This is a genomic window from Marinobacter nauticus ATCC 49840 (genome assembly GCF_000284615.1).
Classification (GTDB): domain Bacteria; phylum Pseudomonadota; class Gammaproteobacteria; order Pseudomonadales; family Oleiphilaceae; genus Marinobacter; species Marinobacter nauticus.
The window spans coordinates 1,913,521-1,931,400 of record NC_017067.1 but is presented as its reverse complement, the minus strand read 5'-3'; the positions used below and the strand labels follow the sequence as shown (position 1 = coordinate 1,931,400).

At 53.7% G+C, this 17,880-nt stretch carries 12 protein-coding genes; 3 read left to right on the top strand and 9 right to left on the bottom strand.

Annotation, left to right across the window (positions count from 1 at the left end):
• Nucleotides 1-303: 303 nt before the first annotated feature.
• A complete protein-coding gene (locus tag MARHY_RS08875) occupies nt 304-3,576 on the top strand; it encodes a DEAD/DEAH box helicase (RefSeq protein ID WP_014421486.1) in 3,273 nt (1,090 codons plus the stop codon).
• 64 nt (nt 3,577-3,640) lie between these two features.
• On the opposite strand, the gene MARHY_RS08870 is transcribed toward MARHY_RS08875, so the two are convergent.
• Nucleotides 3,641-4,438, bottom strand: a complete 798-nt coding sequence (locus MARHY_RS08870; protein WP_014421485.1) for a tyrosine-type recombinase/integrase — start codon at nt 4,436-4,438, stop codon at nt 3,641-3,643.
• A gap of 919 nt (nt 4,439-5,357) precedes the next feature.
• On the bottom strand, nt 5,358-5,885 hold the full coding sequence (locus tag MARHY_RS08865; protein WP_050999004.1) for a hypothetical protein: 528 nt from the start codon (nt 5,883-5,885) through the stop codon (nt 5,358-5,360).
• Between the two features lie 171 nt (nt 5,886-6,056).
• Here MARHY_RS08865 and nhaD point away from each other — a divergent pair, with 171 nt between their 5' ends.
• Nucleotides 6,057-7,310 (top strand): sodium:proton antiporter NhaD, encoded by a 1,254-nt coding sequence (gene nhaD, locus MARHY_RS08860; RefSeq protein ID WP_014421481.1) that lies wholly within the window; start codon nt 6,057-6,059, stop codon nt 7,308-7,310.
• Nucleotides 7,311-7,359: 49 nt separating this feature from the next.
• On the opposite strand, the gene MARHY_RS08855 is transcribed toward nhaD, so the two are convergent.
• Nucleotides 7,360-7,899 carry a porin family protein gene (locus MARHY_RS08855; protein WP_014421480.1) on the bottom strand — a complete coding sequence of 180 codons (540 nt, stop codon included), beginning with the start codon at nt 7,897-7,899 and terminating at the stop codon, nt 7,360-7,362.
• A gap of 251 nt (nt 7,900-8,150) precedes the next feature.
• Here MARHY_RS08855 and MARHY_RS08850 point away from each other — a divergent pair, with 251 nt between their 5' ends.
• Nucleotides 8,151-9,569, top strand: coding sequence for a TrkH family potassium uptake protein (locus tag MARHY_RS08850; RefSeq protein WP_014421479.1), 1,419 nt, complete (start codon nt 8,151-8,153; stop codon nt 9,567-9,569).
• On the opposite strand, the gene glgP is transcribed toward MARHY_RS08850, so the two are convergent.
• The 6 genes from glgP to glgC all read right to left on the bottom strand — a co-directional run bounded on the left by glgP (nt 9,570) and on the right by glgC (nt 17,805).
• Complete coding sequence (gene glgP, locus MARHY_RS08845; protein WP_226374456.1) at nt 9,570-12,053, bottom strand: alpha-glucan family phosphorylase; 2,484 nt, start codon at nt 12,051-12,053, stop codon at nt 9,570-9,572.
• A 34-nt stretch (nt 12,054-12,087) separates the two neighbouring features.
• Nucleotides 12,088-12,858 carry an SDR family NAD(P)-dependent oxidoreductase gene (locus MARHY_RS08840; protein WP_014421477.1) on the bottom strand — a complete coding sequence of 257 codons (771 nt, stop codon included), beginning with the start codon at nt 12,856-12,858 and terminating at the stop codon, nt 12,088-12,090.
• Nucleotides 12,859-12,900: 42 nt separating this feature from the next.
• On the bottom strand, nt 12,901-13,263 hold the full coding sequence (locus tag MARHY_RS08835) for a PilZ domain-containing protein (protein WP_014421476.1): 363 nt from the start codon (nt 13,261-13,263) through the stop codon (nt 12,901-12,903).
• Nucleotides 13,264-13,368: 105 nt separating this feature from the next.
• Nucleotides 13,369-14,841 (bottom strand): 4-alpha-glucanotransferase, encoded by a 1,473-nt coding sequence (malQ, locus tag MARHY_RS08830; protein WP_014421475.1) that lies wholly within the window; start codon nt 14,839-14,841, stop codon nt 13,369-13,371.
• Complete coding sequence (locus tag MARHY_RS08825) at nt 14,838-16,550, bottom strand: glycoside hydrolase (protein ID WP_014421474.1); 1,713 nt, start codon at nt 16,548-16,550, stop codon at nt 14,838-14,840. Before MARHY_RS08825 ends, malQ begins: the two co-directional genes overlap by 4 nt.
• Complete coding sequence (gene glgC / locus MARHY_RS08820; RefSeq protein WP_014421473.1) at nt 16,540-17,805, bottom strand: glucose-1-phosphate adenylyltransferase; 1,266 nt, start codon at nt 17,803-17,805, stop codon at nt 16,540-16,542. Before glgC ends, MARHY_RS08825 begins: the two co-directional genes overlap by 11 nt.
• Between the last annotated feature and the right edge of the window lie 75 nt (nt 17,806-17,880).

The window sequence follows — 17,880 nt, the reverse complement described above, 5'->3', positions numbered from 1 at the left end:
TATTTTGACACCCCACCCGAAGGCCTCCAAGACAGAGCGCTACTTGAGTTCGCGACTGAGCATGACCCATCGCTTTTGGAGCCATTAGACAATTTCACACTCAAAGCCAACTACGTTGATCGTCATGGAGTAGTTTTGGTTTGTGATGAACCAGGCCGAAAGGCACTGATGAAAGACCTGGGATGCACCGCCAAGCTTGACGAACCGTACTGGGATTCCACAGAAGAAGTGCCCTGCCGTATCAATCCGTTGTCTACGGACAACTGCCCAGGCGCCCAGTAGGTCAGAGGTAGCATAAAAATCATGGATCTATTCCCTCCATTGCAAACAACGATCTCTCTTCCTGAAAAGCTCTTAGTCTCTAAGAATATTGAGGGTAATCAACTCAAAAAACTTGGAAACAAGTCAATAGAGATAAGGGTGACAATAGAGCCGAGCGAACACCAGGGTCTTCTCAGGTTAACCACCCCTCTTCCAGCGCCTCTTGATGAACTCTTTCTCCGAAAATGGAATACACGGGCGTCAATTCCTGGAGACTCTTTTTGTCTCAAGCTTTCGGAATTTACAGAAATTGAAAAGATTGACGAAAAAACTCGTTTTAGCTGGGCGCAGTATCCTGACCAACCAATAGATAACCGTGACGATGTTAGGCGCAGTTGGAAAGGCGCTTTTTTCTTTGTCGGCGATGATCCTGATACAAATACCTCAGGCTTGAGGCTACCTCAGTTAGGTGCGCTTCACGCTATAGCAGCCCATTTTTCCACGGATAGATACACTGATCCGGCGACAGTTGTTCTTCCGACAGGAACTGGCAAAACCGAGACTATGATCGCCAGCTTGGTGTACCACTGTTATTCACCGGTGTTAGTTGTCGTTCCATCCAACTCATTGCGAGAACAACTGTTTGAAAAATTTCTTACCCTAGGGCGCCTCCCAGAACTTGGCGTTATCGGATGCGATGGGAAACTACCGTATGTTGTGAAGCTGTTGAAGGGGGTTACTGGTAATGCCGCGGCACGCGAATTAACTGAGCAGGCTAATGTAATTATAGCTACTCCCAATGTGCTAAGTAGCGGTAACGAATCTGCCACAAACCTTTTGTGCGAGCACTGCTCACACTTGTTCATCGACGAAGCACATCATGTCTCTGCGACGTCTTGGAGTGCTGTACGCGACCGGTTTACAGGTAAAGGTGTCCTTCAGTTCACCGCAACACCATTTCGAAATGACCGGCAATCGCTTGGAGGTAAGATTATATTTAATTATACCATGGGGGAGGCCCAACGGGCAGGCTACTTTAAGCAAATTCAATTGAATGGTGTAGAAGAGTTTCTCGACGAAGTGGCTGACCAGACGATTGCCAAAAAGGCCGTCGATATCCTCGAACGGGACCTAGACGCTGGTCTTGACCATCTTTTAATGGCCCGGGTTAGTTCAAAAAAACGTGCTAATCAACTGGTCTCACTTTATCAGAGAATTGCAAGTCGCCACTCACCAATAGTCGTACATTCTAGCCTGCCTAAAAGCGGCAACGCTTCTCGACTTCAGCAGCTATTAGCTCGTGAATCACGGATTGTTGTATGTGTCGACATGCTGGGGGAGGGGTTTGACCTTCCCAACCTGAAAGTCGCTGCTATTCATGATATTCACAAGAGTCTTGCTATAGCCCTTCAGTTTATCGGGCGCTTCACTCGTTCGGCGGCGGCCACCCCCGTGGGAGAAGCCTCTGTCGTATTAAACACCGCTGATCCTGGTGTCCAAGGAAACTTGGAGAAGCTATACGCTCAAGGAGCTGATTGGGACGCGGTTCTCCGTCGTTTGTCAGAAAGCCGTATCGATCGCGAAGTTAAGCTTCAAGAGGTTGTCGACAGTTTAAAGCAGGGTGCTGGGCAGCTTAGTGAGCATATCTCTCTTTGGAACTTGGCTCCGTCTTTTTCCGCCGTATTGTTTCAAACTCACTGCGAGGACTGGCGTCCGGATCAGTATGTCGAAGTTGTGAAAAACTTTGATGAATATTGGCATTCGATATCTGAGGGCAACGACACTCTGGTAGTACTCGGTGTACAAAAAACTCCCGTGAAGTGGGGATCCTATAGAAACCTTAGTGACGTTGCGTTCAAGCTTTTGATTGCGCAGTGGGATTCAAAGCGTGAAGCTCTCTTTGTATTCTCCAATGACTATAAGGCCTTCCGGGTCGAACAAATGGGGAAAGAGATATGTGGAAGCGAGTGCGAGCCCGTAACCGGCGATAGAATATTTAACGTCTTAAATGGCATGGAGTTTCCTTTAGTAAGAAACCTAGGCGCCTCTCAGGTTGGAGCAATAAGCTTCACGCAATTTTTCGGACCTAACGTTACTGATGGCCTTTCCCAGATAGAAGCCTCACAGTCGAATTTGAGCAATATAGCAGCAAAAGGCTACGAGGCAGGAGAATGTGTAGTTTGGGGATGCTCCCAGAAGAAAGGAAAAATCTGGTCGCCACAAAGCTCAGGCACTTTGACCGATTGGTCTGATTGGGTGCGGCGTGCTTGGGATAAGGTAGCGATCGGTGGACTTGACGAAGACAACATCACCAGGGACTTCCTGCGCCCTACAAGCATAAGCACCTATCACTCTGTGCAGCCCATATCGATTCAATGGGGCGAACAACTTTTATCGACTTACGAGGATAAAGTTGACGTTATTTTCGGTAAAGTGCGCGTGCCTTTGTATTTAGTTGATATAAACATCGAACATGGTAAAGATGACGGGATTTATTTTTCTCTTGTCGGAGATGGCCAATCAGCTACTTATCGTTTAACCCTTTTTGAAACACCACCTGGATATCGTTATGAACTTATGGGAGGTGAGCCTGTTGAAATCTCTAAGGGTGCAAGAGACGCAATGTCCTTCGAAGAATATATGGTTCAAGATCCAGTCGTAATTCAATACGTTGACGGTGCTTTTTCTTACAATAAGTGGCTTGTTGAAATTAAACAACCTATTGGATTATATAACTCAGAAGATATAGATGTTTGGGACTGGAACAATGTGAATATTAGGTCAGAATCGATGGGAATCGGTTTGAAAAAAAATACGGTTCAACATCGAGCATATTCAGAAATTCAGAATGCATATGATGTTATCATCAATGATGATGAGCAAGGGGAAGCCGCTGACCTAGTTGCTCTAAAGGTTGCGGAGCAGAAAATTCACTTACATCTTGTTCACTGCAAATATTCAAGCGGTACTGAAGCCGGTGCCCGACTTAAAGACCTCTATGAAGTGTGCGGCCAAGCACAGCGTTCTATTCACTGGAAACATGCAGGACTGGTTCATCTCTATAAGCATATCGTCCATAGAGAAAAACTCTGGAACCGTCGAAATGGCACACGCTTTCTTAAAGGGAAAATTAGTGATCTTGTTGCAATTAAAAACCGGGCTCGGGCATTAAAGATTGAATTAGAGGTGTCAATCGTCCAGCCTGGATTAAGTGTGGAACAAACTTCCGATGAAATGTTGAAGCTTTTAGGGTGTACTTCCTTTTTCATTAAAAAAACAACTGGGGCGACCCTTCAGGTAATTGGATCAAATTAAGTGCACAGTTTTCATTATATTTTAAGGAGTATCACACCTAACCGATACGAGAGGCCGCCATCTCTTAACCAATAAAAGTGAACCCAACACTATGTAACGTCTCCTTCAATGATTCTTCTGGTGGCTCCTCGTATATCAATGTTGTCGAGGCGGAAACATGCCCTGCAATTTTCTGAGCGACTTTAACCGATTTCTTTTGTTCATGGATGATATTGGTCATTAAGGTCCGACGCCCACTGTGGGAACTCGCGCGCTCTATCCCTGCCCACTGCCTCTGCATTAATGCCAGGTGCTCTTGTAAAGTGTTCGGAGAGTAGGGGACACCTTTTTGGGTTAAGAATAGGGGGCTGGTCTTTTTCAAAGTTGGATCTTTGGCTAGACGTAACCTGAGATAGGCCTCAAGGGCCGTCCTCAACACGGAATCGCTCAATGGCAGGTCTCGAGATTTACCACGATGTTTCTTCACCTCAGGATAGAAGTCCTCAGGGTTAATCTCCGCGCCAGCCTTCGCCATAGTCTCAATACGTCGCACAAGTTGGTCAAAATCATGAATGCTGAAACTGATCCGACGTCTTTGATACGTTGATTTGGATCGCTTCAACGCATCGGCACCTTTGGTGTAAGCCGCCGGCAACGCCAGGATTTCTTTGAGTCTGAACGAACGCTGATCAGTAGTTTCAGGGCCGAGTTCGGCGACGTCTTTGATCTGGAGCAGCGCGATTTCCTGAACTCTCAGTCCGAGCTTGAAGCTGATCTGAACCAGGGCCGTATTCTTTTGCGGATGGCGATGCTCTTGGATCACGTTCAAAAGGTAAGCGAACTGCTCGGGCGTGAGCACGCGTGCCTGACCGGTTTTGCTCATCAGGAATGCTCCTGGCAAAGTAAAGGAATGCGAGGAAAGGGCGAAAATAAAATCCGTAATAATGTTATTTTAACGGATTTTGTGGTTCAGTGCGTAATATCTCAGTTCAACGGACAATCAGGGCTTCCAGATTCGTTATCGGCGGGGCCTCCAACGAGACCTTTCGGCGGTTGTGCCTTAATCTGGACGATCGCAATGTTATCCATAATCTCGGGCGGGATTTGCATGTTCCGCTGATCAGTGAAACGACTCTAGGCTTCATTCGTGGTCGCGATTGGTTTCTATTATTCCCGAAGATTCGCTGGGGACTAATTAGCTCAAAAATACAATCCTTGATTAAGTCCGAGTTGGTCCAAGGAGTAGAGATGATGCCGACGTCCGGAAGCCGAACCGCGAAGCAGCCGACAACCCTCGAAAAAAGCCGACTACGCCAAATTTAGTGTTTTGTGTGGAAATTTAGCACTTTGTGTGGAGAAGTTTAGTACTTTGTGTGGACGTATAATGGTTGTGGAGCGGTAAGTTGTCATCCTGAGGCAACCCAAAACCCACACTGCAGTGCGCATAATGTATATTATGTTAAATATAGTATAAGGACCCATGGATCCGTGCGGAAGATATGGATCGTTTAAGTCCCTGCTAGCGACTGCAAGAACACGTAAATGAAGCCAACTCCGATCGTGCCGATCTCTCTTGCTGAAAGACGGCGATCAAGGAAGTAACGCCAGTCTTCTGTAGGCGCATGCCGCACCTCCAGCAGTACTGTTACTTAGGATGGAGCTTCCGGTTTATTGGCTTACGATGAATCTGCTAACGCTGACGCCCATCGGTGTCATCGCACTTTCGGTGAACTGAATGAGCGCCAGCAGTAAACGTAATTTCGCTTCTGCCAGTGAAGGTATGTTTTGATTCGTCTTCGGCGTTACTGGTTTCCCTGGCGCTGATTCTGAAGCATTTGTTCCATCATCAACTGCATCTGGTCCATGCGTTGTTCCATGCGCTGCAACCGCTGATCTTCGCTCATGGCCGGGTTGCCTTGCCGCATTCCCTGTCCGCTGTTGCCAGGCCCCTGATTCTTCATCTGGCCCTGACCGGGGTTTCGGTTACCCATGCCGGGGCCTTGACCGTTCATTCCCATGCCTTGCCCCATCATTCCCGCGCCCTGGCCCATCATGCCTGGACCCATTCCGGACTCTCGCATTATCTGCAGGTGTTCCTGCATGTGCTCCATATGTTCCTGCCGCAGGCGTTGGCGTTCTTCTCTGGTCGTCGCATTCTGCATCTGCTGCATGGTCTGGTTCATTCGATCCATGTTCTGCTGCATTTGCTGAATCCGTTCCTGGTTCATCATTCCTGCCTGACTGCCCTGCCCGGATCCACTCTGGGCAAAGGTAGCGAGTGGCAGCGAAATCAGGGTGGCACAGACCAGCGCTCTCAAACTGTGTTTCATGACTTTCTCTCCCCGTTGTGACTGTTCCATCAATAACAGAAAGAGCGAATGCCCTTTTGATGTGCGTCAGATTCAAGTATAGGCAGTGTTCCGTAGTTTACTAATCTTGGAGGCTCCCGCTAATGGGTTTAGAATCGCTGCCTAATCTTCCCCGGGGTTCAGGATTCCAAAATGCCGATTCTTGAAGCTGTTCTGATTGCTGTTGCCATCTTGGCGCTGCTCGGCGTCATCTTTGAAGAAGTCATTCACGTCAACAAGGCGAAAACCACACTGTTCTTTGGCACGCTCAGCTGGGTTCTCCTGTTTCTGTTCAGTTCCGGTGTAGACGAAACCGCTGCAGTTTCCTCTGGCCTTTCGGAAAGCATTGCCGAGATCGCCGGGTTATGGCTGTTTCTGGTGGCGGCGATGACATTTGTGGCCTACCTGAACAAGAAAGGTATGATCGAAAACATGATCTACCTGATCATGCCTCGTCAGGTCACCGAGCGGCGATTACTGTTTCTGACCGGTCTGTTCTGCTTCGTATTTTCTTCCCTGGCCGATAACATCACAGCAACGCTGGTTTCCTGCTCTCTGATTCTCTCTTTAAACCTGGAACTGAAGAAGCGCTTGCAATTCATTGTTTTGGTTGTATTTGCAGTGAACTCCGGCGGCGTTTCACTGATCACCGGCGATGTCACCACGCTGATGATCTTCCTGGCAGACAAAGTGGAAATCCTGACGCTGCTGACACTGGCCATTCCCGCTTCAATCACGGTGTTTTTGCTGGCTGTGCTTCTTTCTGGCGGTCTGTCCGGCACCGTTACCCTGAAGGCCAGTTCGAATGAAGTCCGAGCCGTGGACGCGGTAATCGCGGGCCTGTTTCTGGTTACAATCATTGCCACCATTACTGGCAACGCGTTATTCAGTATTCCGCCAGTGCTGACCTTCCTTTTTGGTCTTTCCATCATGTTCCTGGTGTCCCGCTTCATGAGCGACGACTCGGATCTGGACCCGATTCTCGAATACATCCGGGTTATCGAGTTTGAAACCCTGCTGTTCTTCCTGGGGATCCTGCTTCTGGTGGGTATGCTAAAAGAAATTCATGCTCTGGATTCACTGGTGGCAATCTATGATGTCATGCCGCCGGTGTACGCCAACTATCTGATGGGCATTTTCTCCGCGGTCATCGATAACGTGCCTTTAACGGCCGCACTGCTGAAGTCCGGTATCGACATGAGCCCCGGGGAATGGATGGGGCTAACCTATGCAGTTGGCGTCGGTGGTTCGTTGCTGGTAATCGGTTCTGCGGCGGGAATTGTAGCCATGAGCAAAATTGAGGGGCTTACTTTCGCGGCGTACCTGAAGTACGCGTTACACCTTCTGGCCGCGTACACAGTGGGCTATGCCGGGGTCATTCTGCTTGGCTCTGTGATGAACGGCTAAAGTCGAAAGCCTGCGAGGTCCCGCCCCGCAGGCATTGGTTATCTCATCGTCAGAAGTTGACCTGAACGCCCAGGCCGATGCCGTCTACGGTAATATCATCGTCATCGTAGTAACGCATGTATTCGAGGTTGCCTGACAGGTTCTTGGCGAACTTCACATTCAGGCCAGCACCGTACGAGAAATCGGAATCATCGTCTTCCACTGAGCCTGCCTCAGCTTCAATACGAGTGAAACCGAAAACAGCGTAGGGTGTTACCGGGCTCTCGTTCACCACGTTCACCGTGCCGTAACCACCGAAGAAGTTGTCGATTTTAACGTCAACGCCGGCAATCCGATCGTCATCCACACCAAAGCCCGCTCGGGCCTCAACACCGAAATAGTCCGTGGCCATAACGCCGACCTTTCCAGACAAGGTGCCGGTGTCGGCTTCTGCCAGGCCATCGAAATCGGTTTCCATGAAGGTGTAATTCAGGCCGGCGTAGAGCCCGCCAACACCGGATTTATACATATCCTGGGCAGAAGCAAGCCCAGCCAGGGCCAGCCCGGCGAAGGCAGTTGATGCAACAAGAACCTTTCTTGTGGTATTCATAGTCTTTCTCCCTTTTCATACAGGCCTTCACGGCCTGACAGTAAACGTGCATCAGTCCGACGATTCCCGCCATAGGTGCGTTCCGTATTTACCCATTTTTTACGCCGATTTAATTCCGGGTTAATACTTCTGTCCGGGGCCTGTTTCCTTGCGGTTAAGCAAGCCCGCGGGTATGCTGACGCCGTCTTTTTGTCAGCTGGCTTGAGCGTGCCTTGAGAAACCTAGCCCCTGTCGTCTTCATTGTCAGCGTCATGTTTATACTTCTGAGTGTTTTCATGACGTTACCGGTACTGCTGTTGGCTGCCACCCCTTCCGGTGCACCCAATGCCATCGCGTTTGCCGAATCGGCGGCTATTGTTTGCGTGCTTGGTGTTCTGGGGCTGTTGCTGACCTACCGTGAACCCCGCGAACTGAAACCTCGCTATATGTTCGTGCTCACGGTCTCCAGCTGGTTTGTCATTGCCCTTCTCTCTGCCCTTCCCTTTTACCTGAGCGATAACGACATCTCGGCGGCAGATGCGTTTTTTGAGGGCACCTCCGGCATCACCACCACGGGAGCTACGGTGTTCACCGGTCTGGACACGATGGACATGGATCTGCTGCTCTGGCGCTCGATCCTTCAGTGGCTGGGCGGTATCGGGATTATCGGCATGTTCGTTGCCGTGCTGCCTTTCCTGCGGGTAGGCGGGATGCGCCTGTTCGCTACCGAATCGTCTGAGTGGACGGAAAAGGCTCTGCCACGTATGAAGACTCTCAGCCGGGGCCTGCTGTTGGTGTATCTGGTGTTTTCCGTGGTCGCGGTTGTCACCTACTGGCTGTCTGGTATGTCTCTGTTTGACGCGTTCAACCATGGTCTGACCAGCATTGCCACAGGCGGCTTTTCAACCTCAGACCTGTCCATGGGTAAGTTCAGCGACCTTATCCTGCTGGAAGCCACCTTTTTCATGATCATCGGCAGCCTGCCGTTCTTCCTGTTTGTGCGGGAAATGCACGGCCAGCATGGGGTTCTGTTCCGTGATCAGCAGGTTCGTCTGTTCCTGGGGATTCTGTTCGCGGTGCCGGCCATGCTCACGCTCTATCGCTGGTGGGTATCCCCGGTACCCTTCGATCCGATTCACAATTACGCAGCCACGCTTTTTAATGTGACTTCCGTCGTTACGACCACGGGCTACGCGTCTGAAGATTATTCCGCCTGGGGGCCTCTGGCCTTTGTGGTGTTCTTCTTCCTCATGTTTGTGGGCGGCTGCTCAGGCTCAACCGCCGGTGGCATGAAAATCTTCCGGTTCCAGCTATCGCTGATCATTCTGCGAGAGCAGTTAATGCGGCTGTTGCACCCACGGGCCGTATTTACCCGTAACTACAACGGCCGTGCCGTCAGCGACGAAATCATCTCCTCGATGATTGCCTATACCTTCATCTTCCTGTTGTGTCTGCTGGTGATCACCGTGTTGCTGGCATCCCTTCAGCTCGACTTTGTCACTGCCCTTTCCGGCGCCCTCACCTCACTGACCAACGTTGGTCCCGGCCTTGGCGATATCATTGGCCCCGCCGGGAACTTCTCGCCTCTGCCCGACGCCGCCAAGTGGATTCTGTCAGTGGGCATGCTGATGGGGCGTCTGGAAATCCTGAGCGTGGTGATCGTGCTCTCACCGGGCTTCTGGCGCGGCTGATCAGCGCAGCCAGAGAATGTGAGCGTCTTCCAGGGGCAGGTTTAGCCTGGGTTCATGAATGCGGATGCGTGGAGTGAAATGCTCTAGCGGGCGTGGTGGCACCGTGCAGTAATATCGGTACGTCTGTTCGGCTTCCTGTAGTGGCCCGCTGAACGCCATAGACTGCACCAGGCGTGGGCCGGAGTTTGAGGATTCTGCCACCAACTCTACGGCGACCAGTTCCGGGCTCAGGCCATCCAGATACACATCCAGATCGAAACGCAGTTTTTGGCCTTCCTCCCGGGCGTCCATTGCGCCAAACCTCAGGCGTGGCCAGTGTCGGGCTATGGTTTCTTTCACAGAAACAAGTTCGTCAGCACCTACAGCGGTGCGCTTCGCGCCCTGGGCCACCATGGGCAGATAGAAATCCGTGACATATTCCCGAACCATGCGGTTGGCCGAGTATCGTGCAGTTAATTCGTTCATGCTGGCCCGGATTCTCGCCAGCCAGTTGGCCGGTAAACCCTGTTCATTACGCAGGTAGAATTCCGGTACAACGTGATTCTCCAGCAACTGATAGAGTTCTTCGGCATCAGCCTCATCGTGTTTATCCGTCTGGCTCAACTCCTCGAAAGTGGCTCCCGGCCGAATGGCCCAGCCCAGCTCCGGCTGCCAGGCTTCCGCCCACCAGCCATCATACTGCGACAGGTTCAGGCCACCATTTACCAGCACCTTCATGCCGCTGGTACCACAGGCTTCCCAGGGGTGGCGCGGGCAATTAAGCCAAACGTCCACGCCCTGAATCAGTTCGCTGGCCACCGCCATGTCATAGTCTTCAATGAATACCACGCGCCCCTCTACTTCCGGCAGGCGGGTGAACTGCTTCCAGCGTTTGATGATGTCCTTGCCTTCGTCGTCGTGGGGGTGGGCCTTCCCCGCCAATACAATCTGCAGGGGCCGGTCCCGATTGCTGAGGAGTCGGATCAGTCGTTCCGGATCTGTCAGCAGTAAGTCCGGGCGCTTGTAATTGGTAAAGCGGCGGGCAAAGCCTAACGTCAGAGACTCAGTATCCAGAAGCAGACCACACGCCGCTTCCTCGCTGTTGCCGTAGTTGTGCTCACAATGCTGGCTCTTCAATCGCGCGCGCAGGTAATACACCAATCGGTGTCGCTGGTTTCTGCGCATCTGCCAGAGATCATGGTCACTAGTCCCTTTCAGCGGGCGAAGGTCCTTCATAGGCTGTCGCCAGCGGTCCTGGCCACAGGCCGACGTCCATAATTCGTCCGCCTCCGGAGAATCCCAGCTCGGGGTATGCACACCATTGGTAACGTATTCTGCTGGCACATCGGCCGCCGGCCAGCGCCCGAACCACGGCTGGAAAATGGATTGAGTGACCTGTTTGTGAATCTGGCTGACACCGTTAAAACGACCGCTCATACCCAGCGCAAGCCCCGACATGTTCAAATCGCTTGAACCGCCATTGGCAACGGTCAGTATGGTCTCCAGCGACTGGCCGATCTCCTGCAACCAGGGCTCCAGGTACAATCGGGCAAGTTTCGTCGGGAACCGGTCAAAACCTGCAGCTACCGAAGTGTGGGTGGTAAAAAGGTTGGTGGCTCTGGTTGCCAGCCGCGCCACTTCAAAACTGGTCTCATTCTGCTGTTGCCAGTGCACCGCGCGCTCAACCAGCGCCAATGCGCTGTGGCCTTCGTTAATGTGGCACAGAGCGGGTTGGCGCCCCAACTGTGCCAACAAGCGCCAGCCGCCAATTCCAAGCACCATTTCCTGTTGCAGGCGTTTTTCCGGATCGCCACTGTAGAGTTCGCTGGTAATACCCCGGTCGCCGGGCTCATTCCGGGGGTCATTGCTGTCGAGCAGCAACAATTCACAGCGCCCCACCTGTCCTTTCCAGGCCCTCAGGCGAACTGTACGGCCGGGAAAAGGTACGTTTACCCTTGCCCATTCTCCGTTGCTGTCCCGTAACGGAGTAACCGGGAGCATGGTCGGATCGTTATAGGGGTGAAACTCCAGCTGCTCCCCCTCAGCGTTCAGGGCCTGCCGGAAATAGCCCTGCTGGTAGAGCAAGCCCACGGCTGTGACCGGCACACCCAGATCGCTGGAAGCCTTCAGGAAATCGCCGGCCAGAACGCCCAGGCCGCCGCTGTATAACGGCAGGGATTCCGACACCCCATACTCCATGCAGAACCAGGCGACACCGCCGGCCAGCTGGTTGCCGCAGTTTTCAGAATACCAGGTCGGGCACTGGTTGAAGGCTTCATGGCGATTCAGTTGTTGCTGGTACTGGGCCAGGAATTCGGGGTCTTCGGCCAGCTGTTGCAGCCGTTCTGCCGAAGCGCTGTTCAGCACCAGCCAGGCGTTATGGGTTGCCTCCCAGATCTCTTCATCGAGCTGCCGCCACAACTCATCACATCCGTGGTGCCAGCTCCACTGCAAATCCAGTGCAATCGCCATCAGCCCTGACAGCTGTGCTGGCAAGGCCCTCATAGTATACGCGGCCAGAGTCATGGGGCTTCAGCCGTTAATGCGCGGTATAGCCGCCGTCGATAACCAGTTCGCTCCCGGTCATGAATTTGGACTCATCAGAGGCGAGGAAAACAATGCCCCAGGCAATGTCATCTGGCTCGCCCATATGGCCAAGAGGATGTAAGACGGCGGTGGCCTGCTTGGCAGCTTCCAGATCCTGGCCGGTGGTTTTCAGGTGGTTTTCGACCATCGGGGTCCAGATAAAGCCCGGATGCACGGAATTCACCCTTATGTTGTCCGGGGCGTAGAGCATCGCATCGGTTTTGGTCATCAACCGGACAGCACCCTTGGACGCATGGTATGGAGGTGCGTCCGGCGCGCCGATCAGGCCGTAAATGGAAGACAGATTGATGATGCTGCCGCCGCCGGCCTTCTTCATGTGAGGAATGGCGTGTTTGGTGCAGAAAAACACCCCTTTTACGTTAACCGCCTGTACCTTGTCCCATTCTTCCTCGGTCACTTCGTGGGTCGGCTTGTTGGCGCCGGAAATGCCGGCATTGCTAACCACGACGTTTAGCGCTCCGAAGTGCCCGGCCACTCCGTCCAGAGCGGCTTTCACCTGCTGTTCATTGGTCACATCACAGTGCCAGTAACCAACCTTGTAGCCTTTGTCGCTGAGTGATTTGGCGAGGGTCTCGCCTTCGCTATCCAGGCAGTCAAGAATGCCAACGGCAGCGCCCTCTTCTGCCATCCGTTCAACCGTTGCTTTGCCAATGCCCAGTGCGCCGCCGGTTACCGCAGCTACTTTTCCTTCAAGTCGTGCCATGTCAGTCGTCCCTTACAGAATCAGTTGTTGTCATTATTGAAGTCAGTGCATTTGCTTGCGAACTCGCCCGGCAAGAAGGTCTGTAGAAGCCTGTTCCTGCAGGCAGGCAATCAGTTCAGAAATTGTCAGCGCATCGTTCTCAACGCCGTCAAAATCAACCCCCAGACCGCCATCATCAGTCCTAACCACATGGGCGCTCAGCGTGCAGTGCCCCCGCTCCGAACGTTCCGGAAACCGGAAGGACAGCTCGATCGTCTGGTTCAGTCTCACATCCGAATAATCGGTCGCAATAAACAGACCACGCCTGGATGCGTCCCGGATCATACCAGTCGCTACTGGCATGCCACGTTTGTAGACCAGAATGGGCAACCCGCCTTCTACGCGTTGGCTTAGCCGGTGTTCCATGCCGTTTCCTCCTGTCAGCTTGCCGAGTGGATACCGCAACTCCTCCACTTTACACCTGATCAAATATTAACCATCTTGATTCTGATCAAGAGGGTGATCACTCGGCTATCGACCGTATAGGTTCACAATATTTCTCAGCCCTGGCAGGTCGATCCTCGCTCGATAATCCTCGGGTAAGGTCCATTTCCAGTTACCCTGGATCGTGCCAGGCGTGTTGAAGCGTGCCTCGGATCCGAGAGCCAAAAGATCCTGTATCGGAACGATCACCAGTCGTGATACCGAGCCCATCGCAGCCTGTATCACGGGCCATGGCATATCCGGGCCGTTAATCCTCAGATACCGGTTAACATGCTCCCGGGTTCGCTCATCCAGGCTCTGGTACCAGCCCAGTGTGGTGTCATTGTCGTGGGTGCCGGTATACACCAGATCCCATTCCTTGTGGTTATGCAATAGATGGGGGTTGGCGGCGCTGCCATCAAAACCGAATTGTATGACGGTCATACCCGGTAACCGGAAACGGTGTCGAAGGGCTTCCACATCTTCCCCGATGATGCCGAGGTTCTCGGCAACCAGCGGCAAACGGGGTAACTCCCGGAAGCAGGTTTCCAGAAAATCATCGGCCGGGCCCGGCATCCAGTAGCCATCGACCGGGCGCGGATTCTCCGCCGGAATCTCCCAGTAAGCCTGCAGCCCCCGGAAATGATCAATTCTAAGGAGATCGAACCGTTCCTGCTGGCTGGCCAGGCGCTGCACCCACCAGTGGTATCGGTCCTCCGCCATTCGCTGCCAGTCGAATAGCGGGTTTCCCCAGTGCTGACCCTCGGGGGAGAAATAGTCCGGGGGCACCCCGGCAACCACTCTGGGCTTACCTTCACCATCGAGCTTGTACAGGTGGGGGGCGGCCCAGACATCGGCGCTGTCGTGAGCGACGAAAATGGGGATGTCGCCAAATAGCCAGATGCCCCGTTCGGCCGCATAATGACGCACCGCTGTCCATTGTATGAAAAACAGGTACTGCTCCAGGCACACCCGTTCCAGTGTACTTTGGTGGGATTCTCTCAGGGCCTCCAGGGCTGTCGGCTTGTGATCGCGCAGGTCTTCCGGCCAGTCCAGCCAGTTCACGCCCGGAAACGCCTCTCTGGCTGTCATGAACAGCGCAAAATCATCCAGCCACTGATGGTGCTCCAGAAAATTCTGATAGGCCTGTGCGTTGAGGGCTTCTGACTCACGATAGCGACCGGCATGGAATCGCTGGCTGGCATGTTCCAGGGCTTCGGTACGGGTAAAGGCGGTAAGTTCCTGGCTATCGAGAAGACCGGGGGCCACCAGTTCCGCCAGGTCGATCAGAACGGGGTTTCCGGCATGGGCCGAGAGCGACTGATACGGCGAAAGGTCTGCATGAGTGGGCCCCAATGGCAGTGTCTGCCACACCGTGATGCCTGCCTCGGCCAGAACATCCACAAACTGCCGGGCAGCGGCGCCCAGCTTGCCGGAAACGCCAGGTAATGCGGTCGGGTGCAACAGCACACCGGCACGCCGCCTTGCCAGAACCGGATTGGATGGCATTTCTACAGTCATGGATCGGCCTCATGCCCCGGCCGCATGGCACCGCCCTTGGCGGGCTCCCCTCCACCCTGGCTCAGGGGCTGGAACAGGCTGGACGGCGCCGGGTAGCCAATACGCTCGTAAAGGTTGGCCAGGTGCCGGCGATACAGCTGCTCGAAATCCCGAACCACCGCTGCCGGGTTGTAATCGCCAAACCACCAGAACCAGTCCGAGCCTTCACACAATCCGAGCTGATGTGTGGCCGCCTGCTTCTGATCTGTGTTGAGGGAGCCATTATCCAGCGCCCGGTCAAAATGCTGCTTGGCCTCGCACAGCAGGTCCCAGGCCCGGTTTTTGTCGGGGTCGCCTATCCAGGTGGAAAAGGTTCCATAAATCCAGCTTCCAGCCACCAGCTCCGGGAGTTGCACAGGCTCTGTGTGATGCTCTTCCTGAAGGGTCGAATAAGTGGTCAGCCGCAGTTTCGGGTGTTTCTCAAGTATCCGGTACAGCTCGTCGAGAAAATGGAAGCCGTTCTCCGGGTAATACTCCCAGGCGTTCTCGCCGTCCAGAATTACCGAGATCACCGGGTTCTTGCCTTCTCTGGCAATGTTTTCCATGTGATGCACCAGGTCGCCAACCGCGTCCCTGGCGTGCCAGTCGGCATAGGTAAAACCAATCAGATCGGATAACCCATCGTCACGAAAAAAAGCCGTTATATTGGCATCAGTAAACCGGCACGGCTGATGGATGCTGGCACCTTCAGGCAAGGATTTGTTCGCCCTGGCCTTGTTGATGCTGTTATTGATGACTGAATCACCGGAAGCGGTCCATCGAAAGCCTTGCTCGCCAAGCAACATGAGCGTGGCCTGGCTCAACCCACCTTCAGAGGCCCAGCAACCCGCAGGTTCGGTGCCGAAAAAGCGCTTGAAGGCTCGCCTACCCTCGGCCAGATGCCAGATGGCCCGCTCTTTCCCTCCTGGATAGTGGTCATGCTCCGGAAGCGCGATGTCTGGCATCGCTTCTCGGGCGGCACTGAAATCCAGCAACAGGGGCATGATGGGATGGGCCCAGGGGCTCATGGCCAGTTCCACCTGGCCGGTATGCGCCAGGTGGCGGTAGCGCGGGCCTATGCTGGCCATCAATTCTGCGATCACGTCCAGCAATCCCTTGCGATCGTCCAGTGTGTACTGATGGGCTTTTTCCTGAAGGCTTTGTACCACGCCATGTTTGCGGCGCACGGTTTCCGCCATCCAGCCCAGGTGGTACCACACCAGCAGATCGGCAAGAAACTGGGTAGAAAGATAGCGCTGAATGTTGGGCCGGGTTCGGTATAGTTCGGCCACTTCCGCCAACCGGGCATAGGCGGGAAAACGCTTGATAATCCGCTCGGCGTTCGCCCTCAGGCACTTTTCCATCAAATCCAGAAATGCCGGTGAGCCGGGTTCCGGCAGCGACGGATCAACCAGAGCCGCAAGCAGAGGATCGCCGATGGTTTGCCCTCCATGGCGCCATCGCTCAATGTGGTAGAGATAAGTCTCAATCTGTTCGAGTAGCACCGGCGCGAAGTTCACCACCGCACGGGCATCCGGGTGGGCTTCCAGGTGCGCAGCCATGTCCACGTAATCCTTGATGCAGTGCAGATAGACCCAGGGGAACAGGAACTGTCCATTGCTGTGATCCTGATAATCCGGCTGGTGCATATGCCAGCATAGTACCACCGGAGTACGGCTGTCAGAGGCCATGGGGATAATCCTGCCCGAGCATCTCGGGAGTGATCAGCACAACACCTTTAGACGACACGTGGAAGCGTTTTTCGTCTGCTGTCCGATCAAAACCAACCCGGGTGCCTTCCGGAATCCGGCAGCCGCGGTCAATCACCGCTTTGCGAATGTGGCAATCGCGTCCAATGTCCACGTCCGGGAAGATGACAGAGTCCTCCACCTCACTGAAGGAATGCACCCGAACCTGGGAGAATAACAGCGAGTGGCGAACGTGAGCGCCAGAAACGATGCAGCCGCCGGCCACCATGGAATCGACGGCCGTGCCCCGACGGTTGTCATCATCGAACACGAACTTGGCCGGCGGTAACTGTTCCTGGTAGGTCCAGATCGGCCAGTCCGAATCGTACAGATTCAGTTCCGGGCTGATGCCGATCAGTTCCAGGTTGGCCTGCCACAGAGAATCGATGGTTCCGACATCGCGCCAGTATGCCACCTTGTTGTTGACCGGGTCCCGGAACGGGAAAGCCGCCACCCGAAGGCGCTTGATCACCGAAGGAATAATATCCTTGCCGAAATCATGGGAGGATTTACCGTCCATCTTGTGATCCCGAAGCAGCTCATCAAACAGAACTTTCGTGCTGAACACGTAAATACCCATCGATACCAATGCTGTACCAGGTTTACCAGGTATGGCCTTGGGATGGTTCGGCTTTTCCTCGAATTCGATAATGCGGAAATTCTCATCTACCGACATCACCCCGAACGCCGAGGCTTCTTCAACGGGTACCTCAATACAGCCCACGGTAATGTCCGCCTCCTGCTCCACATGGGCAGCCAGCATGGTGCCGTAATCCATTTTGTAGACATGGTCACCCGCCAGAATCAGCACGTACTCCGGCTGGTGGCTGCGAATAATATCCAGGTTCTGGAGCACGGCGTCTGCTGTGCCCTCGTACCAGGAGGTCTCAATGCGCTGCTGGGCTGGCAACAGTTCCACAAATTCATCCAGCTCCCCCCTCAGGAATCCCCAGCCGCGCTGAATGTGACGTATCAGTGAGTGGGATTTGTACTGGGTGATGACGCCTACCTGGCCAATGCCGGAGTTGATGCAGTTGGACAACGGGAAATCGATAATCCTGAACTTACCCCCGAAGGGAACGGCGGGCTTGGCTCGCCATTTTGTGAGGTCGTGAAGCCGTGAGCCCCTGCCGCCAGCCAGCACCAGGGCCAGGGTTTGACGAGTAAGACGACTGACGAAACGCTTGGCGGTTTGCATAGCAGCTTCCCTGTTTAAACCGGATACGCGCCGACACAAATTTGACGTTTGCTCTTGCAGAAAAACACTATCATT